21 protein-coding genes and 1 pseudogene are annotated in these 23793 nt (G+C 36.1%); 2 read left to right on the top strand and 20 right to left on the bottom strand.

Annotated features, from left to right (window positions below; translation table 11 throughout):
* Window positions 1-22: 22 nt before the first annotated feature.
* The 3 genes from A6J74_RS23680 to A6J74_RS23665 form a co-directional block, all read right to left on the bottom strand.
* Window positions 23-1123, bottom strand: a complete 1101-nt coding sequence (locus A6J74_RS23680) for a leucine dehydrogenase (protein WP_000171363.1) — start codon at window positions 1121-1123, stop codon at window positions 23-25.
* Window positions 1124-1157: 34 nt separating this feature from the next.
* A complete protein-coding gene (gene yqiS, locus A6J74_RS23675; RefSeq protein WP_000763063.1) occupies window positions 1158-2057 on the bottom strand; it encodes a phosphate butyryltransferase in 900 nt (299 codons plus the stop codon).
* 195 nt (window positions 2058-2252) lie between these two features.
* Window positions 2253-4325: a sigma-54 interaction domain-containing protein gene (locus A6J74_RS23665; RefSeq protein WP_000811003.1), complete on the bottom strand. Its 2073-nt coding sequence runs from the start codon at window positions 4323-4325 to the stop codon at window positions 2253-2255.
* Between the two features lie 137 nt (window positions 4326-4462).
* Between A6J74_RS23665 and A6J74_RS23660 the strand changes: the two genes are divergently transcribed.
* Entirely contained in the window at window positions 4463-4696 is a 234-nt protein-coding gene (locus A6J74_RS23660; protein WP_001190186.1) for a DUF2627 domain-containing protein, read from the top strand.
* Window positions 4697-4796: 100 nt separating this feature from the next.
* Here A6J74_RS23660 and A6J74_RS23655 read toward each other — a convergent pair whose 3' ends face one another.
* A complete protein-coding gene (locus tag A6J74_RS23655) occupies window positions 4797-5525 on the bottom strand; it encodes a glycerophosphodiester phosphodiesterase (protein WP_000172598.1) in 729 nt (242 codons plus the stop codon).
* Between the two features lie 50 nt (window positions 5526-5575).
* Here A6J74_RS23655 and A6J74_RS23650 point away from each other — a divergent pair, with 50 nt between their 5' ends.
* Complete coding sequence (locus tag A6J74_RS23650; RefSeq protein ID WP_001247671.1) at window positions 5576-5722, top strand: YycC family protein; 147 nt, start codon at window positions 5576-5578, stop codon at window positions 5720-5722.
* A 228-nt stretch (window positions 5723-5950) separates the two neighbouring features.
* On the opposite strand, the gene A6J74_RS23645 is transcribed toward A6J74_RS23650, so the two are convergent.
* From A6J74_RS23645 to accC, 16 genes and pseudogenes are all read right to left on the bottom strand, one after another.
* Window positions 5951-7276 (bottom strand): glycosyltransferase family 2 protein, encoded by a 1326-nt coding sequence (locus A6J74_RS23645; RefSeq protein WP_000395075.1) that lies wholly within the window; start codon window positions 7274-7276, stop codon window positions 5951-5953.
* A gap of 199 nt (window positions 7277-7475) precedes the next feature.
* The gene (gene wsfD / locus A6J74_RS23640) at window positions 7476-8894 is read right to left on the bottom strand and encodes a glycan biosynthesis hexose transferase WsfD (RefSeq protein WP_001193753.1); all 1419 of its coding nucleotides are present in this window, start codon (window positions 8892-8894) and stop codon (window positions 7476-7478) included.
* A gap of 402 nt (window positions 8895-9296) precedes the next feature.
* Window positions 9297-9522: pseudogene (locus A6J74_RS30745) on the bottom strand (hypothetical protein); the annotation flags it as partial.
* A 246-nt stretch (window positions 9523-9768) separates the two neighbouring features.
* Window positions 9769-10563, bottom strand: a complete 795-nt coding sequence (gene spo0A / locus A6J74_RS23635; RefSeq protein WP_000411416.1) for a sporulation transcription factor Spo0A — start codon at window positions 10561-10563, stop codon at window positions 9769-9771.
* Window positions 10564-10851: 288 nt separating this feature from the next.
* Window positions 10852-12150 (bottom strand): SpoIVB peptidase, encoded by a 1299-nt coding sequence (gene spoIVB / locus A6J74_RS23625; protein ID WP_002048975.1) that lies wholly within the window; start codon window positions 12148-12150, stop codon window positions 10852-10854.
* A gap of 118 nt (window positions 12151-12268) precedes the next feature.
* Window positions 12269-14008, bottom strand: a complete 1740-nt coding sequence (recN, locus tag A6J74_RS23620) for a DNA repair protein RecN (RefSeq protein WP_000947738.1) — start codon at window positions 14006-14008, stop codon at window positions 12269-12271.
* Window positions 14009-14269: 261 nt separating this feature from the next.
* Entirely contained in the window at window positions 14270-14719 is a 450-nt protein-coding gene (argR, locus tag A6J74_RS23615) for an arginine repressor ArgR (RefSeq protein WP_001032581.1), read from the bottom strand.
* 142 nt (window positions 14720-14861) lie between these two features.
* Window positions 14862-15704, bottom strand: coding sequence for a TlyA family RNA methyltransferase (locus tag A6J74_RS23610; protein WP_001274740.1), 843 nt, complete (start codon window positions 15702-15704; stop codon window positions 14862-14864).
* Between the two features lie 3 nt (window positions 15705-15707).
* A complete protein-coding gene (gene dxs, locus A6J74_RS23605) occupies window positions 15708-17600 on the bottom strand; it encodes a 1-deoxy-D-xylulose-5-phosphate synthase (RefSeq protein WP_000366442.1) in 1893 nt (630 codons plus the stop codon).
* 301 nt (window positions 17601-17901) lie between these two features.
* Window positions 17902-18792, bottom strand: a complete 891-nt coding sequence (gene ispA / locus A6J74_RS23600; protein WP_000150368.1) for a (2E,6E)-farnesyl diphosphate synthase — start codon at window positions 18790-18792, stop codon at window positions 17902-17904.
* Window positions 18792-19022 carry an exodeoxyribonuclease VII small subunit gene (xseB, locus tag A6J74_RS23595; RefSeq protein ID WP_000428977.1) on the bottom strand — a complete coding sequence of 77 codons (231 nt, stop codon included), beginning with the start codon at window positions 19020-19022 and terminating at the stop codon, window positions 18792-18794. Before xseB ends, ispA begins: the two co-directional genes overlap by 1 nt.
* Window positions 19012-20370 (bottom strand): exodeoxyribonuclease VII large subunit, encoded by a 1359-nt coding sequence (gene xseA, locus A6J74_RS23590; RefSeq protein ID WP_000415263.1) that lies wholly within the window; start codon window positions 20368-20370, stop codon window positions 19012-19014. The genes xseB and xseA overlap by 11 nt, the downstream gene beginning before the upstream one ends.
* Before the next feature lie 26 nt (window positions 20371-20396).
* Entirely contained in the window at window positions 20397-21257 is an 861-nt protein-coding gene (folD, locus tag A6J74_RS23585) for a bifunctional methylenetetrahydrofolate dehydrogenase/methenyltetrahydrofolate cyclohydrolase FolD (protein ID WP_000226729.1), read from the bottom strand.
* Window positions 21258-21280: 23 nt separating this feature from the next.
* A complete protein-coding gene (gene nusB, locus A6J74_RS23580; protein ID WP_000830246.1) occupies window positions 21281-21673 on the bottom strand; it encodes a N utilization substance protein NusB in 393 nt (130 codons plus the stop codon).
* 347 nt (window positions 21674-22020) lie between these two features.
* Window positions 22021-22413: an Asp23/Gls24 family envelope stress response protein gene (locus tag A6J74_RS23575; RefSeq protein WP_000807630.1), complete on the bottom strand. Its 393-nt coding sequence runs from the start codon at window positions 22411-22413 to the stop codon at window positions 22021-22023.
* 22 nt (window positions 22414-22435) lie between these two features.
* Window positions 22436-23788 (bottom strand): acetyl-CoA carboxylase biotin carboxylase subunit, encoded by a 1353-nt coding sequence (accC, locus tag A6J74_RS23570; RefSeq protein WP_000592880.1) that lies wholly within the window; start codon window positions 23786-23788, stop codon window positions 22436-22438.
* Between the last annotated feature and the right edge of the window lie 5 nt (window positions 23789-23793).

Raw genomic sequence — 23793 nt, 5'->3', positions numbered from 1 at the left:
TGTAAAAGTTATATATGAATGATTAGCGACGGCTAATAATGTCGTGACCGTTGCGTAAGTATGTGCTACGAGAGTTTTTCAAGCTTGCAATGCGCTCTTCAGCTAAACGATCTGCTGCTACATAAGTTGCTATGCCATCGCGTTTTGAAATTTCGATTACTTTTGCAATTGTGTCATAAATTGACTCAACACGTTTTAGCGCACGTTCTCTATTATATCCATATAATTCGTCTGCTACGTTAATTACGCCACCTGCATTAATTACATAGTCTGGTGCGTATACAATACCCATTTCATGAATGATGTCGCCGTGACGATCTTCTTTTAATTGGTTATTTGCAGAACCCGCGATTACTTTTGCTTTAAGTTGTGGAATAGTTTCATCATTAACTGTTGCGCCTAATGCACATGGTGCGTAAATATCACATTCAACACCGTAAATTTCATTTGGCTCAACTGCTGTTGCACCGAATTCTTCTACTGCACGTTGTACAGCTTCTTTATTAATATCTGTAACAATTAATTTTGCTCCTTCAGCGTGTAAATGTTTGCATAGATGATATGCTACGTTACCAACACCTTGAACAGAAATTACTTTTCCTTCTAGATTATCTGTACCGAACGCTTCTTTCGCAGCTGCTTTCATACCACGGTATACACCATATGCAGTTACTGGAGATGGGTTTCCAGAAGAACCGAATGAAGGTGAAATACCTGTTACAAAGTCAGTTTCTTCATGGATAATATCCATATCATCTACTGTAGTACCAACATCTTCAGCTGTAATGTAACGTCCGTTTAATCCTTGAATATAGCGTCCTAATGCACGGAACATCGCTTCACTCTTATCTTTACGTGGGTCACCGATAATTACTGTTTTCGCTCCACCTAGGTTTAAACCAGCTGCTGCGTTTTTGTATGTCATCCCTTTTGCAAGACGCAATGCATCTTCAATCGCCGCTTCTTCAGAATCATATGTCCACATTCTTGTTCCACCAAGAGCCGGTCCAAGTGTTGTATCATGAATTGCAATAATTGCTTTTAAACCTGATTCTTTATCTTGACAAAATACTACTTGCTCATAATCATATTTTTCTAAGTATTCGAAGATTTCTAATGTCATTGTCGTTTCCCCCTAATGTTTTACCCTTTTTGGTTTATTTTGAAGCAGTCGTAACTGCCAATGCTAATGAATATACTTTTGTTTCTGCTGAATCAGCACGAGATGTTAAAACTATCGGTGCTTTTGCGCCAGCAATCATCGCTCCTACTTTTGCATCTGCAAAGTAAACGAGTGATTTATAGAGCACATTTCCAGCTTCAATCGTTGGGACGAGTAAAATGTCTGCCTTACCTGCTACATCACTTACTATGCCTTTATGCTCTGCTGCGATTTGTGATACTGCATTATCTAAAGCAAGTGGTCCATCAACGATACAATTTTTAATTTGTCCGCGGCGATTCATTTGTGTTAACATCGCTGCATCAATTGTCGCCTGCATCGCTGGATTCACAACCTCTACTGCTGCGATTGGTGCCACTTTTGGCAACTCGATTCCTATTGCCCGGGCAACTTCTACAGTATTTTGTATAATAGCAGTTTTTTGTGTTACATCAGGTGCGATGTTCATCGCTGCATCTGTAACGAAAATAAGACGATCGTAATTTGGAACTTCAAATGCTGCTACATGTGAAAGCACGCTACCTTTACGTAACCCCCACTCTTTATTTAACACAGCCTTTAAAATATTCGCTGTTGGGATGTTGCCCTTCATAAGCACATCTGCTTCACCGTTTCTCACAGATTTAACAGAAAGCTCTGCAGCCTCAGCACTTGACGCTGCTGCAATCACTTCAATGTGGTCTGAAGTTTGTAAACCATGTTCTTGTAGCATCCCCATTATTTTTTCTTGATTTCCATATAGACGAAATTGAGCTAGCTGTAATTTAATCGCTTTCGCTACAGCTTCAATTACTTCATGATCTTCAGCTACTGCTACAGCTACAGTTTTTTTAGGCTGTCCTGCTGCTTGATCAATTAAGTGTTCTAACTTCATATTTTGTAATCAACCCTTTCCATCGTCCCTCGTTTATTTATAAAGCAAATACCGTGCCAACTTTTTAAAGTGGTCTTACCAATAATGAAAACGCATTCAAAATGCAGTAAAATCAATACTTTGCAAAATAACGAAACATTCTGTCTTAATTTGTCGCTTTTTATATACCATGCAATAAATTGCACGGTACGCAATTTATTGCATGCTATTTTTTGCACACTCACACTTTTCTAGCTTGTAATATAGATTTCGAACTGAAATTCCTAATGCTTTTGCAGTTTTCGTTTTATTCCCATCAAATTTCTCTAGATATCCACGAATAATATTCCCTTCAAACTCTGTCACTAAATGTTCAAGTGGCTTTTCTTCTAATTCAGGTAATAAGTTATTTTGAGCTAACTCCGCCTGCTCTTCTTTATGCAAAGGGGGTAAATGCTGTACATCAATATATATCTCGTTATAATTCATAAAGATAATCGCTCGTCCTAAAATATTTTCAAGTTCCCTTACATTCCCTGGCCATTCATATGATTGTAGATAGGAAATAGCCGAATCAGTGAGCCCCTCTACATTCCGACCATAATCTTGGTTTATTTTTTGTATCAATCGTTCAGCAATTGCCGGTATATCTCCTTTTCGCTGACGAAGAGACGGAATTTGAATTGGAATTTTATTTAATCGATAATATAAATCCTCTCTAAACTCTCCTTCTAGAATAGCCTTTTCTAAATTCACATGTGTCGCTGCAATTACCCGAACATTAATAGGTATCGCTTTCGTTCCACCAACTTTTACAATTTCTTTTTCTTGCAACACGCGAAGGAGTTTCGCTTGCGTATTTGCAGACAACTCACCTATTTCATCTAAAAAGATACTACCGTTATTCGCTTCCTCAAAGAATCCGCGTTTCCCCCCTCTTTTCGCTCCAGAAAACGCACCCTCCTCATAACCGAATAATTCACTTTCTAACAACGTCTCCGAAATCGCCGCACAGTTTACACGGACGAACTTATTATATTTTCGATTACTTCCATTATGGATCGCATGTGCAAATAATTCTTTACCCGTCCCAGATTCTCCGCGTAACAATACTGTTGCCGGTGTATTCGCCCCAAGTTTCGCCTGCTCGATAGCTGCAGTTGTTTCATCTGAATTTCCGACAATATCATCAAATGAATATTTTGCTTCTAATGTACGAATAATCTGTCTCGCTCTATTCAACTCATTTGTTAACTTTTGAATTTCTGATACGTCACGAATTACACCGACGCTTCCTTTTAATATCCCATCAACAATAACGGGTGCTACGTTTACAATTACATCGCGCTTCTTTTGCCCAATCTTCATATGTATTCCGCGTACCGCCCTACGCGTTCGAAGTACTTTCATATGCATACTTTCACCTTCTACAATATCAGTTGTAGCCGGTTGTCCAAGAATATCTTCTTCTGTTAAACCCGTTAACTTCGTATAAGCAGGGTTTATAACTAATCCTCTTCCTTTCTCATCGACAACCGAAATTGCTTCTTCAGATGAGTTGATAATTGCCTCGAGTAACGTTTGAATTTCTTTTAAATCTGTAACTTCTTCCGCTAAATCTACAACTTCTGTAATATCTTTAAAAATCGCAAATGCCCCTTGAACCTCTCCTCCTTCTTTTAATATTGGAATACGTGTTGTAATAATTTTCTTTTCATTTTCTAACGTCAGTTCATAATTTACTTCTATTTGTTTCGTACGTATAATGCGAAGCAGCTTACTAGTTGGAATAACTTCCAAAATATATTTCCCTATCGCGTCTTCTTTTTTATATCCGATAATACGCTCTGCACTTTTATTAAAAAGACGGACTTGTCCCTCTTTATCAATTACAATCATACCGTCATGTGTAGAATTTAAAATTAATTCTCCTTGTTGCGTCTGTTCCTCTAACTGTCCAATTAAACCTTCCTTCTCATGCGCTAATTTTGTAACAATTTTCGCAATATCACCTGGAATGAGAAGAGTATCTTTATGCTTTTTCTCTAGTAAAACTTTATGTAAACCATCGTCACCTGTCATATCAAATATGACATCGATATGCATAGAAAGAAACGGAGTTACACTCTCTCCAATCACAATCCCATTTTCCTTAGCAATTTGTAATCCTTGCGCAGTCGGATTTATATCAATAACTCCTATAATTTGAAATATATTCGAACTTTGTAACAGATTCAGCAGTGTACTTCCACCTTCACCTGCACCAACAATTAAAACCTTTTGTTTCATACATTACACTTCCTCTCGAAGTATCTCTGCAAAATTTTTCACACCTTTATCTTACTCGCTTAGCCCCCTCTTGACAAACCCCCTTCTCATATAACATCATTGGAATATACTAAATAATCTGAAAAGGAGCGTTATGTATGCAGCGTTACCTTGCTCTACTATTAGCACTCATCCCTATTTCATTAGCTGTATTCGGCATTAAGTTAATGAGAGATACTGTGTTTGGGATTTTATTCCCCCCAATTTCTATACTATGGTTACAGTTTTTTATTGGCGCTCTCTGCTTCGCACTCGGGTTTTACATCTTTGGTGGCTTCGTCTTACACCGAGACCGTAAACGCAATAAAGTTCAAGCTCGCTTTAGAAGATAAAATAAAACTTTAATCACTAGGGTTTTGTCCATTTCTAACTGATGATGAGTCCTACAACAAAGAGCTTGATAAATAAAAAATGAGACCTTTATATTAGGTCTCATTTTTTTATCGGCAATAAAGTTCTTGCTGTTTCAGGATAATCGGTAATAATCGCCGAAATATTCATATCAAAATATTTACGCATAAGAGTTTCTTCATTTATTGTATAGGGGCGAACCTCTACACCACTTTCCATTGTTAGTATAGCTATGGCATCTTGAAGGTAACGATAATTAGGATGTACTGCTGTTGCGCCCATTTTTTTTGCATATGCCCACGGACTATGCAAACCTTCACGATATAAAATAGCTGTTTGAATATCCGGAGCCATCATATGACATTTTTTCATACTGTAGTGATTAAACGAAGAAAATACAACACGATCTTCTAGACTAAACTTACGTACAAGTGTTATAACCTCTTCTTCTAAACCTCTGTATGGGATTTTATTATTTTTAAATTCAATATTGAGTAGCAATTTCGTTTTGGCGAGCCATTCTAATACTTCTTCTAGAAGAGGTATTTTACAAAAACCTACTTTATCACCGAATTTATAACTCGCATCCAACTTACATAAATCCTCATATAAATAATTTCGAACCGCACCTTTTCCATTTGTTGTCCGATCCACTGTTTCATCATGAATGACGACAACCTTTCCATCTTTCGTTAGTTGAACATCAAGCTCAATTCCGTCCGCTCTAAAAGCCTCCGCCGCTTCAAATGAAACCATTGTATTTTCCGGATACGTTCCCGCTGCACCACGATGTGCAAATATAAGAGTCATCCTCACTCCCCCAATCTTATGCTATACTATACGAAAAAGGAGGTACTTCTATGAGACCATTACAAATTTCTCCAGACACTGCAGTTCGCTTATCAAAAGCATTAGGTGTGCCGCTCGAACAGCTCATGCATATGCCACAACACATTTTAATTCAAAAGCTAGTTGAATTAGAAAAACAAAATAAAGACGAAGAATAATATGGTCCTGTTTTGCAGGACTTTTTAATTTATCCTTACTACATATACTATCACAAGTACATCTTCCATACAGCGAAACTTCCACCAGATAAGTTATCTTGTCTTATTCTCCTACTGATCCCACAACTAATCGCTTTCTTACAAGCATTCTTTGAACAAAAAAATGAAAGAGCGTTGCCTCATGGCACCGCTCTTTCATTTCTCTATTGGAAATATATTAAACCTTTATCATTTATCCACTTTATGATTTATCGTTGTCTTATTATGCTCTGTTTTCACCCATGTATGTTGTTGCTTCCATTTAATTAGACCAACAATTTGAGCATAAACAAACGTATATGCGTAATAAAAGATAGAAAAACTCATTTGGATAAGTTTATACTTTCTATTTGTATCTACCTTAACTGCATAATACATACAAACAACAAATTGATACAGGAATAATATTAAAGAAAGAATACTCGCACCTAAAATCATCGCAACTAAACGTTTCCCTATTGCAGGGATATCTTGATATGATTGCGTCGCAACAACATATCCTAAAGCAATTAAAATACCTATCAAGGTTATTGTCATTTGAACTGCACGAGTCATTCCGAATAGATAAAACAACTGGTCAATAATTCTTATTTTCCCTTTTTCAGTAAACAGTTTTTTTACCATAGGTTTAAAGTTTGTAAATGCAACATACCAATGCCCTTGAGACCAACGCGTACGTTGTTTAATACTAATTTTAAAGTTATCTGGTTTTTCATCGTATACTCGAACAAAGTGATTCCATAATACTCTTCCATTATCTTTAACAATTTCCATCTCTAATTCTAAATCCTCTGTTAGCGAATCAAAACGGAAACCACCATGTTTCATTAAGTACTCCATTTTAACAATGAACCCAGTTCCACCAATAGCATTCGGTAATCCCAGACGATATTTTGCCAGCTGGAAGAAACGATTTGTTAAGTAATAGCTCATAGCATAACCAAGCGATAAATTAGTCGCTGAGTTTTTTGAATCTAAATAAATTTGAATCGCTTCTGGCTTATCTTTAGCAATGTACTGTGAATTTAACTCTTGTAAAACATTCGAATCGACATGATTATCAGCATCTAAAATCATTAAACAGTCATATTTTTCAGTCAGTTTATCAAATCCTAAATGACGTAACGCATATTGTAAACCTGCTGGTTTCCCTACGCCTTCACGAGGAAATAGCTGTTCACTTGTATTAACATATTTCATTCCCTTTTCTTCACAAATAGCACCTGTTCTATCCGTACTATTATCATTTACAACATAAATATCATACAAATCATCTCGGTATTGAATTTTTCTTAAATTATCAATAGTTGAACCAATTACTTTCTCTTCATTATGTGCTGCAACTAATATTAAAAACTTTGTCTTATCTTCAATTATTTCATAATCACGTTTCGCTTTACCAAATCCAAAAAAGGAAATGATTACATAGTATACCGTATTAATATTAACATATACTGTAATGATAAAAAACAATGCTAATAACACGGTAACTACTTTTCCGCTCAAAAATTCCATGTCCATCCTCCTAAAATCTTTCCAATATACACCATTATAGACTCTTAAATAATAATAATCTAGTTCGTTTCGTATTTCAAATAGTTTTTCTTACATAACGATGAAGATTAGTATCGTAAATAATCATAAAATACAGTGGAATTTTAGTCAGCTTTTTTTATCTATCTCCACTGACTATTATCCTCTATTAATTAAGCTTTTATTGTAATCTACCTTTCGCTAACCACCAAATCCCACTTACTAACATTACGTCTAAGCAAACTGTAAATAAAAATAAATGTTTAGCGAAATCCCCTTCTCCACTTCCAACAAATGGGACCACATAAGAAATCATGCCAATTATAGCTACCGCTGTAAATATGTCAGGAATAAGCCGCTCACTATGCGTCTTAGCTCTTCTGTATTCTAGCAAAATTCCTAGTCCATATAAAACGTATAAAAGAACAATCCATATGAATCCATTTGGATGATATTGCTCTTTCACATGACTCCATAAAGAAAATGTCTCCACTTGAGTAGCGGGAACTGGATTATCTTTTTTCTCATAATTACCAAGAAAAGCAACCCCATCAACGGACGGTCGGATAGTCCAAGCATATTCAGCTGTTGCCTCTAGTTTACTCCAAAATCTTTGTGGATGCGTCAAATAAAATTTGGCGATATCAGGAAATTTTATTTTATTATATAATTCTTTGTGCAATCTCGGGTCTTCCTGTGGTATCGCTGCATTAGACCAAAAATGAGTTCCTGCATTTACAGCAAGTTCTGGATCAACTCCAAGATCACGTAAATCTTGTTCTGGGTTTGGAGAATCTTTAAGAACCCCATAAAATACTGTTTGATATATATTAATTTTATCAATCCAGGCAGGTGAGCTTTTATAACAAATGAAAGATAAAATTAAAAGTAATGCCGTCATTGATACAATTACACTTCTCCATACTTTATCCTTGCGTATAAACCATAGTCTAATAGTAAGTAATGCTGCTATAAATCCTGCTGGTGTATACTGCGTTTTAGAACAAGCTAGCATTATTGCTGATATATAAAACAAAATAACTAACCAAATAGACGGATGTTTCTGACGCGCAAGTTGTATTCCTAATGCAATTGTTAAAAATAGAAACACATACGTTACAGCTTCACCATACATAGAATTAAAATATAGTATGTATCCAATATCTGCAAAAACAACAATTGTTAACGTTACAAGAAAACCATTCACGATTTTATTATTCGTTTTATTCAGTTTGACAATTAGATATAGTGCTAGAAGAAAAATCATAATATATTCGACCGCTAGAACTCGTATATCAAACCAAGGTCCTGGTAATATTTTACCAATCCATAAAGCTGGAACCATGAGAAACAACTGCGAAGAAACATAATCACCTGCAGCTGGATTCACATAAGCATATAAATGATGGATAAATGAAAAGTATTTATCTACCCTCGCTTCATTTGGATCTGGATAAGCCAATCCAATTTGAATCATAATACGTTCAAAGTCACCATTGTCAGCGAGACCAACAATAGGCTTAATAAGTAATAAACCAATCATTACTATTGCCGCAACAACAACTGCTATAACTTCCCATTTTAACCACTTTGTCTGCATTTTTTATCTCCTTTATATGCATGCCATTACGTCATCGTTTTTTGCCAGACAAACATGCAACTAGCATTATCCTTCCAGCTCTTTTTAAGTGTAAATTACAACCTATTTTGTCATATTTTTAAGAAAAGAATCTAGAAATACGAAAGCTTATAGTAAATATACCTCTTTATTTACTATAGCTTTCACAATATAAAAATCAACAAAATTTTACATCATCTACCTTAAACTGTCAATTGTTAATCTGATCTTTCAACATAATATTTTATTTATTAATTTAAATATTAGCTTCTTTCAGCAATAAAAAATTCAATTGGCCTCTTATTAGGACGTCGTTCGCACTAATAAGAGGCGAGGGATGGATACCTCCACTACTTATAGTTTCACTTTATTACACTTGTTTTGCATCGCTGTAGTTGCTTCGCTTTCAGTAGAATTTCCAGTAACATATAGATCCCCCTCTACCTACTACCAGCGATTCTCCTTTTTATCTATTTCAGCACTTGCTTGTTTATCTACTGGATAATCTGCAAGTTTTAATATCCAAAAGGTCGCCACCACCACAAGCCCCTATAACCACTACTATCCCTAGCCAAGTTAATATTTTATTTTTCCGCTCTCGTCCCCCCATCTGTATTTATTAAAACCTCTCGCAAAATATTATATAAAAGACCGTGCCCTTATAAGTAATCCTTCTAAATATAGACTTTATATCCTAGGGAGTTGAATGAGCCTTTAATTTACAAAAAAATTTTACTTCTCTACAAAATAAAAAGGCAAATGAATCATAAAATTCATTTGCCTTTGAATGAAACTTTTATTTTTTTAAAATTAGTATTGTTTCTAGATTTCATCGTCAGCTTTGCTATTTATACTCTCAGCTAGCCTTATGTTCAAGTCTCAACTTATCCGCAACCATTGCGATAAACTCAGAATTCGTAGGTTTTGCTTTTGACATGGATACTGTATAACCAAATAAGGACGAAATAGAATCAATATTTCCACGGCTCCACGCTACTTCAATCGCGTGACGGATTGCACGCTCGACACGGCTCGCTGTTGTATTATATTTCTTTGCAATATCTGGATATAATACTTTCGTAATAGACCCTAGTAATTCGATATCATTGTACACCATAGAAATCGCTTCTCGTAAGTACATGTATCCTTTAATATGAGCAGGTACACCAATTTCATGAATAATACTCGTAATACTTGCATCTAAGTTTTTCGGTTTTCCATCTATTGTTGTTGCTGATCGGAAAGATGGTAATGGACGTTTAATAGTAGCATTTGCCTTGCCACTCACTTGACGAATATGACTAGTTAAATTCTCCATATCAAATGGTTTTAATATGAAATATGAAGCACCTAGGTCAACTGCTTTTTTCGTCACATCTTCTTGTCCAAATGCTGTTAACATAATTACGCTAGGCTGTCTTAACCTTTCAATATGTCGCATTTTCTCTAGTACAGCTAAACCATCTAAATGTGGCATAATAATGTCTAAAACGAGTACATCAGGCTGCTTATCTGTTAATAAGTTTAAACACTCTTGACCATTATAAGCAGTACCGATTACTTCCATATCATCTTGAGCAGCTACATAACTCTCTAGCATTGATACTAATTCTTTATTATCATCCACAAGACATACTTTAATTTTCTCCACAGCTTTTCCTCCCTTACCGAATCGATTCTCCGACATGTGTATCCTTCTAGGCTACATGAATTGTTCGACAATTGTGTGAAAATTCCCTTTTAAAGTTTGTTACTTTCCGATAAAATCACAAAAAAATATGTTTATCGTTCATTTATTCCCTTTCGCAACACATTCCATCATAGAAATACAACGAAACGTTCAACCCTTTGCTTATATTTTACAACAAAAAACATCTCTTGCGGAGCTTTTACAAAATTTCAACGAATTTTTCAATAGAAAAGCGAGCTAATGAATAAATTAGCTCGCTTTTTTTTCTTGATCATAAATATTAATTCCAGCCTCATGTAACATCCATTCAATATGAACACCGTACCCTGATGTTGGATCATTGACAAATACATGTGTAACGGCTCCGATTACTTTCCCGTTTTGTACAATTGGACTTCCACTCATCCCTTGTACGATACCACCTGTTTTTGCTAATAAACGCTTATCTGTTACTTTTATTACCATACCTTTTGTAGCTGGAAATTTTTGCGGTACCGTACTAACAACTTCAATATCAAATGCTTCTACTTTATCTTGATCAATAACTGTTAATATTTTTGCCGGTCCTTCTTTTACTTGATGAGATAATGCGATAGGCATTGCTTTATCCATTACGCCGTTTGTCATATTTGTATTTAATTTTCCAAAAATACCATACGGACTATTTATTGTAATATTGCCAATCACTTCACGATCTGGTGAGAACCTTGCTAACTTCTCTCCTGGATTCCCATGACTACCTCTTTCAATCGATGTAACTGTCGAACGCATAATTTGTCCATCTTCAACTTGAATCGGCTTTTTCGTATCATTATCAGAAATGACATGACCCAGTGCTCCGTATTTCATAGAATCTGGATGAACAAATGTCATTGTTCCGATTCCAGCTGCCGAATCACGTATATATAAGCCAATACGATAAGACGATTCCCCACTGTCTTTTTGTGGTGTTAATTTCGTGCGAATGTATTTTCCATCTCTTAACAAAACAAGGTTAAGTGGTTCACCTGTTTCACCACTACTATGAATAAATGGTGCGACATCACTCATTCTTTCAATTGTTTTACCATTAATTTCAGTAATCATATCTCCAATTTGCACACCAGCTGTTTCACCAGGAGATATTTTACCTTTTTCAGTTTGAATTAAATGATGGCCTACAACAAGTACACCTTTTGTGTTTAATTTCACACCAATTGATTGTCCACCTGGAATAACTTTAAAATCTTTTAATACTTTCACATTTACTTTTTTTACTGGAAAACCAGCGATTTGGAACACCATGTCCGCTTCACCATTTTGATGAGAATTTACCATAAGTCCTTGTTTTTGTTCATTCGAACTCACTGTAAATACATGGCTATTTGTAGATGAAGCTTTAAAAACTGGTAATGAAGCTATTTCTGATTGTTGTCCTTCAAAAACAACAAGTTGCTTCGGGGATGAAATAAACGTCCGAAGCGGCTTAAAACATCCAATAAAAACTAAAGAAACAAGGAGACAAAGACCTATTATTTTTCGAAATCTTTCTAATTTCAATTTGTTCACTCTCCTCGCTCCTACCCCACATTCAGCCTCTTGGCTTCACTTTTTAATCTCTCCTTGCAGTGCTTTATTTATAACCGGAAGAATTAAGAAATCTTCATTTGAGAAAAAAAGCTATCCATTACTGGATAGCCTCTGCTGTCTGTTTAAAATGATGCGCTTGCGTAAGTAACTCTTTCGCATGTTCTGTCGTTAAATCTGTAATTTCCACACCAGAAATCATTCGAGCTATTTCTGTTACTTTATCCTCCATAGTTAAAACGGTAACTGATGTAATTGTCCGATCATTCGCTACCTGTTTTCGAATAAATAAATGCGAATCCGCCATTGAAGCTACTTGAGGTAAGTGCGTAATACAAAGCACTTGTGAGTTTACTGATACACGATAAATTTTTTCCGCAATAGCCTGTGCAACTCGACCACTCACACCAGTATCCACTTCATCAAAAATAACAGATGCAATACCTTGATGTTTAGAAAAAATACTTTTTAAAGCTAAAATAATACGAGATAACTCTCCACCTGAAGCGACCTTTGAAAGTGGTTTTAACGGTTCACCGGGATTCGTTGAAATATAAAACTCCACGTGATCATAGCCGTCCGCCGTAAGGCGCACCGGTGCGCCTTCCACAAGAGGTTCTTCTGCATTTCCTTCTCTCTTCATGATTCTCACTTCAAATTTCGTTTTTTCCATATATAGTTCTTTTAATTCTTGATGAATAGCATTTGTAAGATGCTCTGCAAGTTCATGACGCATATTACTTAACAACGTTGCTTCTTTCAGAATAACACTTTCTAATTCCTTTAACTGCTTCTTCGTCGTTTCAATATGAACGTCTTTATTTTCAATCGTAAAAATTTCTTGCTCAATTTTATCAGCATACGCTAAAATCTCTTCTACATTATTTCCATATTTTCTCTTTAGCATACGAATTTCATTTAAACGTGTTTCAATTTCATCTAGACGATTCGGATCATATTCCATCATATCGAGATTTTCTCTAAGTTGATACGCAACTTCTTCTAATAAGTAATAGCTATTTGCAATTGAATCATGATTTTCTTGATATACTTCATCTAAATGTGTAATACTCTCCATTTGTCCCATTGCACTTCTTACATTATCTAATCCTTGTCCGTCAGCACTTAACGAACGATATGCATCACCTAACGCTTTATAAATCTTTTCAAAATTAGAAATTTGCAATCGTTCCTCAGTTAATTCATTTTCTTCATCCTTCTTTAAATCAGCCTTACGGATTTCTTCATGCTGAAATTGAATTAAATCTAAGCGATGTGCCATTTGTTGTTCATTTTCACTTAACGATTTCAATTGTTTTTTTAATTTCTCATAGTCAGCGTAAACAGTTTGATATATATCCAACTGTTTAACAATACGCTCCCCATCAAAATGATCGAGCATAAACAGATGTCGCTCTTCATTCATTAAGTCTTGCGTTTCGTGCTGTCCATGAATATCAACAAGCGTTTTGCCAATCTCTTTTAATATACTAAGGGTGACAAGTTTCCCATTTACACGACATACACTTTTTCCGTTTGCAGCAATATCACGCTTCAAAATAATCATGCCGTCTTCTATTTCTATATCTAACTCTTCTGCCTTTTCAATACATGGATGCTTGTCGTCTTCCACATAAAATAACCCTTCTATCTCAGCTTTTTCTGTTCCGTATCGAACAAATTCCGCTGAACCACGGCCACCTACAAGTAAACTAATCGCATCAATAATAATCGATTTTCCAGCTCCTGTTTCACCACTTAAAACTGTTAAACCTTTTTGAAAAGAAATATTTAATGCCTCAATAATAGCAAAGTTTCTAATCGATAATTCCGATAACAATGCCCCATTCACCTCGTTATAAACTAATCCCCTACTAAGGGCTTTTCTCAGTTCTTTATTCAAATAGTCATACTATATGTTTGTATGTACTCTTCTAACCCGCTCCATTGTACCAAACATTCGTTTTACGGGTCAATCCACCTATTTTCTAATTTTATTCAAACAAAATATTATATTACAATTAAAAATTCACATTTTTAACCGCTAAAAAAATCCTGTTCACTTTCCACTTTACAGAGGAAAGCAAACAAGATTTTTTTGTTACAACATATTTAAGAAACGATCAGAGACAACACCTGTATCCTCAGGTGTACGGCAAATAATTAAGCAAGTATCATCACCACAGATGGTTCCGATGATCTCATCCCACTCTAAATGATCAATAAGTGCTCCAAGTGAATGAGCGTTACCAGGCAATGTTTTTAGCACAAGCATATGTCCTGCCGTGTCTAATTTTACAAATGAATCCACTAGATTTCGTTTTAATTTTTGTAACGGGTTAAACCGTTGATCTGCTGGCAAGCTATATTTATAGCGACCATCATGTAATGGCACCTTCACTAAGTGCAGTTCTTTAATATCGCGCGATACTGTTGCTTGCGTTACATTAAATCCCTCATTACGTAAAATATCAACTAATTCATCTTGTGTTTCGATTTCTTTGTTCGCAATAATTTCCCTGATTTTAATATGGCGCTGACCTTTATTCATACATTTGCACCTCACACTATCTCTTACCATAGTTTAAACATTGGTATACTTCACTTATTTATGTTAACTTATAATTCGTTACTTGTACACAATTGTTTTTACAATCATTATACAATTACAGCAAAAAGAGGAACAACATATGTTATTCCCCTTTTCCTTTTTGTTTTAGAACGTCATGCGCTTCTGTAACAACTTGCTCAATAGAAATTGGAGAATGATTTTTGCCACTCTCATCACGTTCACCATGCCATTTTAAATGAATTAAGAATTCAATATTACCGTCTCCACCCGTAATCGGTGAGAATGTTAAACCTTCTACATCATAGCCTTCTTTTAAAGCAAAATCGACAATCATTTCTACGACAGCTTCATGCACTTTTCTATCACGAACAATGCCTTTTTTCCCAACTTGCTCTCTTCCAGCTTCAAACTGCGGTTTAATTAACGCTGCTACATCACCGTTAAGCATAAGCATTGTTTTTAAAACTGGCAGTATTAGTTTTAATGATATAAATGAAACATCTATACTAGCAAATTGTGGTAAACCACGCTCTAAGTCTGCTGGTGTCACGTAACGGAAATTTGTACGTTCCATTACGACAACACGCTCATCTTGACGCAATTTCCACGCCAATTGATTATATCCTACATCTAATGCATAAGATAGTTTCGCTCCATTTTGAAGCGCACAATCTGTAAAGCCACCAGTTGATGAACCAATATCTATCATAACTTTATCTTGTAAATCTAGATGAAATGTCTCCAGTGCCTTTTCAAGTTTATAACCACCACGGCTTACATACGGCATAACTTGTCCCTTTACCGTAATCTCTGTATCTTGTGGGATCTTCTCTCCTGGCTTATCGAGTCTCATCTCATTCGCATATACGAGTCCAGCCATAATAGCACGTTTCGCTTTCTCACGTGTTTCTATAAGCCCTCGCTCTACTAATAGTACATCTACTCTTTCTTTTTTTGCACTCATTTGTTACGCCCTTTTTTGTTTTGATGGAATCATTGTATGAATACGGTCTACAACAGCATCTGTCGTTAAACCAATTTCTTCTAATAATTTTGTTACACTACCGTGCTCTATGAAACGATCTGGAATACCCATTCTTTCAATTAATGCACTATGGTATCCGTTCTCAGATGCAAATTCAACTACTCCAGTTCCAAAACCACCGATTAAACAAGCTTCTTCAATCGTTAAAATCGGTATATTTTTTCCTAAGAGATCATGTAAATACGCTTCATCCATTGGTTTAATAAAGCGAGCGTTCACTACTTTCACTGAAACTCCAGCCTTTTCAAGACGCTCTGCTGCTTCCATTGCCATTGGAATTGTCGTACCAAATGTTAAAATAGCTGCCTGCGTACCTTCTTTTAACGTTTCCCATGTGCCGATTGGAATTGCCTTTAATTCTTCGTCCATATGAACGCCAAGACCATTACCACGTGCATAACGTAAAGCGATTGGTCCATCTTCATATTGCATCGCCGTATACACTAAATGTTGCCCTTCATTTTCATCTTTTGGCATCATTATTACCATATTCGGTAAATGACGTAAAAACGAGATATCAAATACACCTTGATGTGTTTCACCGTCTGCTCCTACTAATCCAGAGCGATCTATTCCGATGAAAACATTTAAATTTTGACGACATATATCATGAACAACTTGGTCATATGCTCTTTGTAAAAACGTTGAATAAATTGCTAAGAATGGTTTCATCCCTTGCGTTGCCATACCTGCTGCCATTGTTGTAGCATGCTGTTCTGCAATACCTACATCGATCATACGATTCGGGAATTCCTTTTGGAATTTCTCAAGTTTCGATCCAACAGGCATTGCAGGCGTAATTGCAACAATACGCTCATCTTCTCTCGCCAACTTAAGTACTGTTTCACTAACAACAGCACTCCATGCTGGTGCAACTTCCTTCGGTTTAACGAAGTCACCTGACTCAATTTTATACGGGCCTGTTCCATGCCAAGTTCCAATTACGTCACTCTCAGCTGGTTTATAACCTTTTCCTTTTTTCGTAATCACATGAACAAGTACTGGACCTTTTGTTTTCTTTGCATATTGCAACGTTTCGAATAACTTTTCATAATCGTGCCCATCGACTGGACCTAAATATGTAAAGCCTAACTCTTCGAAAAAGACGCCTGATACTAGTAAATATTTAAGACTATCTTTTATTTTCTCTGCTGTTGCAGCCACTTTCCCACCGACTGCTGGGATTTTTTTCAATATATACTCTAGTTCATCTTTTACCCAATGGTATTTTCCTGCGGTACGTAAACGACCAAGTACATTATGAAGCGCACCAACGTTTGGTGCAATTGACATTTCATTGTCATTCAAAATAACAATCATGTCTGTCTTTTCATGCCCAATATGGTTCAATGCCTCTAAGGCCATTCCACCTGTTAAAGCACCATCTCCAATGATTGGTATAACATATTCTTTCGTTTTCTTTAAATCACGTGCTAAAGCCATTCCCATTGCAGCAGATAGTGATGTCGAGCTATGACCTGTTTCCCATACATCGTGCTCACTCTCACAACGTTTTGGAAAACCACATAGACCTTGATATTGCCTTAATGTACCGAATTCCTTCGCACGTCCTGTTAAAATTTTATGTACATAGGATTGATGTCCTACATCCCATAAAAATTTATCTTTCGGACTATCAAATAATTTATGCAGAGCAATTGTGAGTTCTACTACACCTAAGTTAGGTGCAATATGTCCACCTGTTTGAGAGAGCTCTTCAATTAAAAATTTACGAATATCCTCACTCAATCCCTCTAGTTCACTGATAGACATATCTTTCAAAAAACTAGGGTTTTGAATTTGCGTTAGATCCACATGGATCACTCACTTTCATTTCATAATCTGTCAACATGTCAAATATTATAAAAAACATTTACACAACACAAGAAATTTTCTTTTCTATCCTTTATCTTACCCTGCTATCAACCAGTCTATTGTGCCCTAATCCTATTATAAACCATATTTCTTTATGCGTTGAAAAAAATAGCCGCTAACACGAAGTGATAACGGCAATGTAATCTACATATATTTTTGCCAATAACAAGAAAAGAAAAACCTTTTCCTACATTTATATCATAAAATGATGAATGACTCAACAAATGAAAACGCTGTTATATTAGTTATTACGTTTTGCAATCAAATCGCAAATAGATAGTAAATATTCATCTTGTAATTGCAAGGAGCTAATCGCATCTTTTGCTTTTGCAATTGTTTCTTCTAAAATATTCTTTGCTCTATCTACAGTAAATAACGTCGTATATGTGCTCTTTTCGTTGGAAACATCACTACCAATCGGTTTTCCAATCTCTTCTTCGGTTCCTTCTACATCTAAAATATCATCTCGAATTTGGAAAGCTAGGCCAATATTTTTTGCAAACTCAAGTAACTTTTCTTCCTGCTCTTTTGTAGCATTAGAAAGTATCGCTCCTGCAAGTACAGCGAATTCAAGTAGTTTCCCGGTCTTATGCTTATGAATATACTCTAACTCATCAATCGTAAGTTGTTTCCCTTCAGCTTCCATATCCGCCACTTGTCCGCCAACCATTCCTTCCGGCCCAGCTGCTTTTGCAAGCTCAAGTACAAGTCTTACTTTTTTTTCAGCAGAGATTTCTTTTTGCTCATATGCCATAACAATTTGAAAAGCATACGTCAACAAACCATCTCCTGCTAAAACTGCCATTGCTTCACCAAATACTTTATGATTCGTGGGCTTTCCTCTTCTTAAATCATCATCATCCATACAAGGTAAATCATCATGAACTAACGAGTATGTATGTATCATTTCAAGAGCACAAGCTGCACCTACTCCAAGATTTCTTTCTTTCCCAAACGCTTGTAATGTTGCAAATAAAAGTAACGGGCGGAGACGTTTTCCACCCGCTTCCAAAGAATATGCCATCGCTTCACGAAGTACATTTGGACATTGTAATTCATTTGCATAGCTTACAAGCTTCTCTTCTACGAAAGTTTTACTTTCTTTCAAAAAAGTATCAAAAGCGATTGTCACTATGCTTCATCTCCTAAAGCAGTAAACGGTTCAAGCTCTCCATCTTCTCCAAGAATAACTGCCATTTGTTCTTGTACGTTCTTCAACTTCTCATCGCAAAGCTTAGATAATTCCATACCCTCTTTAAAATAAGAAATCGCTTCTTCTAAAGGTACATCACCTTGCTCTAGCTTAGATACGAGATGCTCAAGTTGCGAAATTGCCTCTTCAAAACTCACTTTATTTTCCATTATTCAATTCACGCTCCTCTATGCCTGATACGCTACAATCTAGTATTCCATCTTGTAATTGCACTGAAACAGCATCTCCAAGGCTGATATCTTTCACACTTTTTAACACTTGCTTCTCTTCATCATATACAAGCCCGTACCCTCTCATCATTACTTTAAGCGGACTTAATGCTTCAAGTTTTTGAGCAGCTCTTACAAAGGCAAATTCTTTCGTTTGAAGTAAAGTTTGCATTTCACGTTGTAATTGCTTTTGCAACGTTTCAATCGCTACCTTTGTTTGTATAATTTTTTGAGATGGGTGGTGCTTCTCTAAATAAAATGAAAGCTGTTTTAACTGATTCACCTTTTTATCAATGTAGCGCTCTTTCGCTAAAACAAGCTGTTCTAACGCTCTATCTAATTGCTCTTCCTTTTGTTCATATACTTGTCTTGGATAACGGAATGCATAAGATTTTTGCAATACTTGTAATTTTTCTTCTTTTTTATGTACTAACTCTCTCATTGCTCTTTGCAATCTTAGAGTTCTTTGTAATACCTTTTCTTGTAACTCTATAACGTTCGGTGCTGCTAGTTCAGCTGCTGCAGTCGGTGTTGGTGCACGTAAATCGGCAACAAAATCTGCGATTGTAAAATCTGTTTCATGCCCTACTGCTGAAATAATAGGAATTTCGCTCTTAAAGATTGCTCTTGCAACCACTTCCTCATTGAAAGCCCATAATTCCTCAATAGAACCTCCCCCGCGCCCAACAATTAATACATCTATATCTCCCATTTCATTCGCTGTACGAATCGCTTGTACAATCGAGGGAGCTGCTGACTCCCCCTGTACAAGTACTGGAAATACAATAACATTCCCAATTGGATAACGACGTTTAATCGTTGTTATGATATCACGAATCGCAGCTCCTGTTGGCGACGTAATTACCCCTATTGTTTTAGCATAAGGAGGGATTATTTTTTTATAAACTTGAGAAAACAATCCTTCTTCCTCTAAACGAACTTTTAATTGTTCGTAAGCCAAATGCAAATTTCCGACTCCGTCAGGTTGCATGTCTTGAATATATATTTGATAAGAACCACTCGCCTCGTAAACAGAGATTTTCCCTTTTACAAGTACCTTCATCCCATTTTCAGGTCTGAATTTAATATTACGATTATGACCCGCAAACATAACCGCTGCGATTCTGGCATTTTCGTCTTTCAATGTAAAATACATGTGACCACGACTATGATTTTTAAAGTTGGAAATTTCACCTTTTAACCAAACAGACTGTAAATGCGGGTCATATTCTATTTTTGTTTTTATATAGCGTGTTAATGCTGTAACGGTTAAATATTGTTTCTCCATTTCTCTCTCCTCATAGCCGACTCAAATTATTTACAAACGACACCTGCGCGTTTGGCAGATTCAACAGTATTATGAAGAAGCATTGTAATCGTCATTGGACCAACACCCTTTGGCACAGGCGTAATGTAACCCGCAACGTCTAACACGTTGTCAAAGTCAACATCACCACAAAGCTTGCCTGTTTCTAATCGATTCACACCAACGTCAATTACAACCGCGCCTTCTTTCATATAATCAGCTGTTACCATTTTAGGTCGTCCAACAGCTACGATTAAAATATCAGCTAACTTCGATAATTCTTTAATATTTTGCGTCTTAGAATGACAATATGTGACAGTTGCATTTTCATTTAAGAACAATTGCCCCACTGGTTTGCCGACAATATTACTTCTTCCAATTATTACAACATGTTTTCCCGAAATATCAAGATTCGTTTCTTTTACTAATTCTACAATACCATGCGGTGTACATGGAAGGAATGTATCTTGTCCCGTCATCATACGTCCCACGCTGATTGGGTGAAATCCATCTACATCCTTTTCTGGTGAAATTCTTTCAATGATAGCTTTTTCTTCAATATGTTTTGGTAAAGGTAATTGCACTAATATGCCATTAATGCGGTCATCGCCATTTAAGCGATCGATTTCAGCAAGCAAACGTTCCTCAGTAATCGTTTCAGGAAGTTCAATTAGCTCAGAATAAATTCCTACTTGTTCACAGCCTTTTTCTTTTCCTTTTACGTAAGAACGAGATGCTGGATCTTCTCCCACTAAAATCACTGCTAATCCTGGTACAATCCCTTGTTCTTTCAACTTCACAACTTCTTCTGTTAATTGTGCTCGTTTTTTCTCCGCAACTTCATTTCCTTTGATGATTACTGCTACCATTTTAAGATTCCCCCTTAAAGAAATTACAGTGTATCTTTTATATTAGATAAAACGCCGTTAATAAAACGACGAGATTCCTCATCCCCAAATGTTTTAGCAATTTCAATTGCCTCGTTAATTGTTACGTTGTGTGGAATTTCTTCCATGTACTTCATTTCATACACAGCTACACGTAAAATACTGCGATCAACAATACTAATACGCTCAAGCTTCCACTTTTTTAAGTTTTGACGAATTGCTGCGTCAATCTCTTCTTTATTGTCTACAAATCCTACAACAAGTGATTCTAAAAACTCATTTGTTTCTTCACCTTCATCTAGCGTATTTTCCACCGCTACCTTCGGTTCTAATTCACCTGTAATATCCATTTGGTATAATGCTTGCATAGCTCTTTCTCTAGCCGTCCTACGTTTCATTGTAACTCTCCTTTATGCTTCAAGTCTTTCCTTATGCTTTGTTATATTATTATAATTTATAAGCCGTCAATTCACTTACTCTTACAGTTTTCATTGATTTTCCAACCTTATAATACAATGATAATAACACAATTTATCGTTTCACACACGGGTTACAAGGCTGAAAAATAATAAAAAGATTAACTTCAAGTTCCATATCTTATCACAATGTACGTTTTTTGGAAAAACGAAACATTTTCTTTTTTATTTCTTATTTTTTGAAATAGTATAACAATTAGGGGATTGTAATTTGTGAAGAAATGAAACGATAAAAAAGATGCCTATGTTACTAGGCACCTTTTTCATTCTTACACTGGTTCAATTTCTGTTTTTTGTGTTTCGAATGTTACGCCAACGATGTGAACATTCACTTCTTTTGGCTCAAGTCCTGTCATTGTAAAGAGTGCTTGGCGAATATTGTCTTGAATCTTTTGTGCAACAACTGGAATTGCTACACCAAAATACATTACAACATAAAGGTCGACGATAATATCTTCGTTTGCTAATTCAACCTTTACACCTTTACCATGATTTTTCTTACCTAACTTCTCAACAACATCTGTAGCAAAATTACCACGCATTGCCGCCACACCTTCTACCTCAGCAGCTGCAATACCTGCAATTACTTCAATTACTTCTGGTGCAATTTCTACTTTACCAAGAGTTGTATCTTGACCCATATCTAACATATGTTCAGCCATGAAAAAAACCTCCTTTAATGTATCACTGCGTCACAAGTTCATGCTCTTCCAAAAACTTCGTATTAAACTCACCTTTTACAAAATCAGGATGATCTAACAATTGCAAATGGAACGGGATTGTTGTATGTACGCCTTCAATGACAAACTCACTGAGTGCACGCTTCATTTTTGCAATTGCCTCTTCACGTGTTTTTCCGTGAACAATTAATTTAGCAACCATCGAATCATAGAAAGGTGGGATTGAATATCCCGGATATACAGCTGAATCGACGCGAATACCAAATCCGCCTGGTGGTAAGTACATTTCTACTTTACCTGGAGATGGCATAAATTTTTTGGCAGGGTTTTCCGCATTAATTCGGCATTCAATTGCCCAACCATTAAATTGTACTTCTTCTTGCTGTAACGATAACTTTTCTCCAGAAGCAACAAGAATTTGCTCTTTAATTAAGTCCATTCCTGTCACCATTTCAGTAACCGGATGCTCAACTTGAATTCTCGTATTCATCTCCATGAAATAAAAGCTTTTCGTTTTATATTCATAAATAAACTCAACCGTACCAGCACCTGTATAATCAACCGCTACCGCCGCTTTAACTGCCGCTTCCCCCATCTGCTTGCGAACATTTTCATCAAGTGCAGGTGATGGACTTTCTTCTAATAGTTTCTGCAAACGGCGCTGAATTGTACAATCACGCTCTCCTAAATGAATGGCATTTCCGTGTGTATCTGCCATTATTTGAATCTCAACATGGCGGAAATCTTCAACGTACTTTTCTAAGTATACACCAGGGTTCCCAAAAGCGGTACTAGCTTCTTGCTGTGTAATTTGAATTCCTTTTACAAGCTCTTCTTCATGACGTGCAACACGAATACCTTTTCCACCGCCACCTGCAGTCGCTTTAATAATAACTGGATATCCAATTTGATTTGCAAGCTCGATCGCTTCCTCGGTATTTTTTATAATCCCTTGTGAACCTGGTACAATCGGAACCCCTGCTTTTTCCATTGTATCACGAGCAACGTCTTTTGTGCCCATCTTTGAAATAGCTTCTGGACTTGGACCGATAAAAATTAAGTTACATTCACGGCATAACTCTGCGAAATCTGCATTCTCTGCTAAAAATCCGTATCCCGGATGGATAGCATCGCAGCCCGTTAACTTCGCAACGCTAATAATGTTCGTCAAATTTAAATAACTTTCTTTTGAAACTGTTGGTCCTACACAATACGCCTCATCTGCAATTTGTACGTGAAGTGACTCTTTATCTGCTTCTGAATAAATCGCAACTGTTTCAATATCCATTTCTTTACAAGCACGAATAATTCGTACAGCAATTTCCCCACGATTGGCTATTAATACTTTTTTTATCATCACAA

Source organism: Bacillus sp. FDAARGOS_235, assembly GCF_002073415.2.
In the GTDB taxonomy this organism is placed as follows: Bacteria; Bacillota; Bacilli; order Bacillales; family Bacillaceae_G; genus Bacillus_A; species Bacillus_A toyonensis.
This window is presented reverse-complemented; position numbering and strand designations above follow the sequence as displayed.

Excerpts from the sequence above, each read along its gene's own strand:
- A6J74_RS23680 (WP_000171363.1), bottom strand. The coding sequence starts at position 1,123 with ATGACATTAGAAATCTTCGAATACTTAGAAAAATATGATTATGAGCAA.
- yqiS (WP_000763063.1), bottom strand. The coding sequence starts at position 2,057 with ATGAAGTTAGAACACTTAATTGATCAAGCAGCAGGACAGCCTAAAAAA.
- A6J74_RS23665 (WP_000811003.1), bottom strand. The coding sequence starts at position 4,325 with ATGAAACAAAAGGTTTTAATTGTTGGTGCAGGTGAAGGTGGAAGTACA.
- A6J74_RS23660 (WP_001190186.1), top strand. The coding sequence starts at position 4,463 with ATGCAGCGTTACCTTGCTCTACTATTAGCACTCATCCCTATTTCATTA.
- A6J74_RS23655 (WP_000172598.1), bottom strand. The coding sequence starts at position 5,525 with ATGACTCTTATATTTGCACATCGTGGTGCAGCGGGAACGTATCCGGAA.
- A6J74_RS23650 (WP_001247671.1), top strand. The coding sequence starts at position 5,576 with ATGAGACCATTACAAATTTCTCCAGACACTGCAGTTCGCTTATCAAAA.
- A6J74_RS23645 (WP_000395075.1), bottom strand. The coding sequence starts at position 7,276 with ATGGAATTTTTGAGCGGAAAAGTAGTTACCGTGTTATTAGCATTGTTT.
- wsfD (WP_001193753.1), bottom strand. The coding sequence starts at position 8,894 with ATGCAGACAAAGTGGTTAAAATGGGAAGTTATAGCAGTTGTTGTTGCG.
- argR (WP_001032581.1), bottom strand. The coding sequence starts at position 14,719 with ATGAATAAAGGTCAGCGCCATATTAAAATCAGGGAAATTATTGCGAAC.
- A6J74_RS23610 (WP_001274740.1), bottom strand. The coding sequence starts at position 15,704 with ATGAGTGCAAAAAAAGAAAGAGTAGATGTACTATTAGTAGAGCGAGGG.
- xseB (WP_000428977.1), bottom strand. The coding sequence starts at position 19,022 with ATGGAAAATAAAGTGAGTTTTGAAGAGGCAATTTCGCAACTTGAGCAT.
- xseA (WP_000415263.1), bottom strand. The coding sequence starts at position 20,370 with ATGGAGAAACAATATTTAACCGTTACAGCATTAACACGCTATATAAAA.
- folD (WP_000226729.1), bottom strand. The coding sequence starts at position 21,257 with ATGGTAGCAGTAATCATCAAAGGAAATGAAGTTGCGGAGAAAAAACGA.
- nusB (WP_000830246.1), bottom strand. The coding sequence starts at position 21,673 with ATGAAACGTAGGACGGCTAGAGAAAGAGCTATGCAAGCATTATACCAA.
- A6J74_RS23575 (WP_000807630.1), bottom strand. The coding sequence starts at position 22,413 with ATGGCTGAACATATGTTAGATATGGGTCAAGATACAACTCTTGGTAAA.
- accC (WP_000592880.1), bottom strand. The coding sequence starts at position 23,788 with ATGATAAAAAAAGTATTAATAGCCAATCGTGGGGAAATTGCTGTACGA.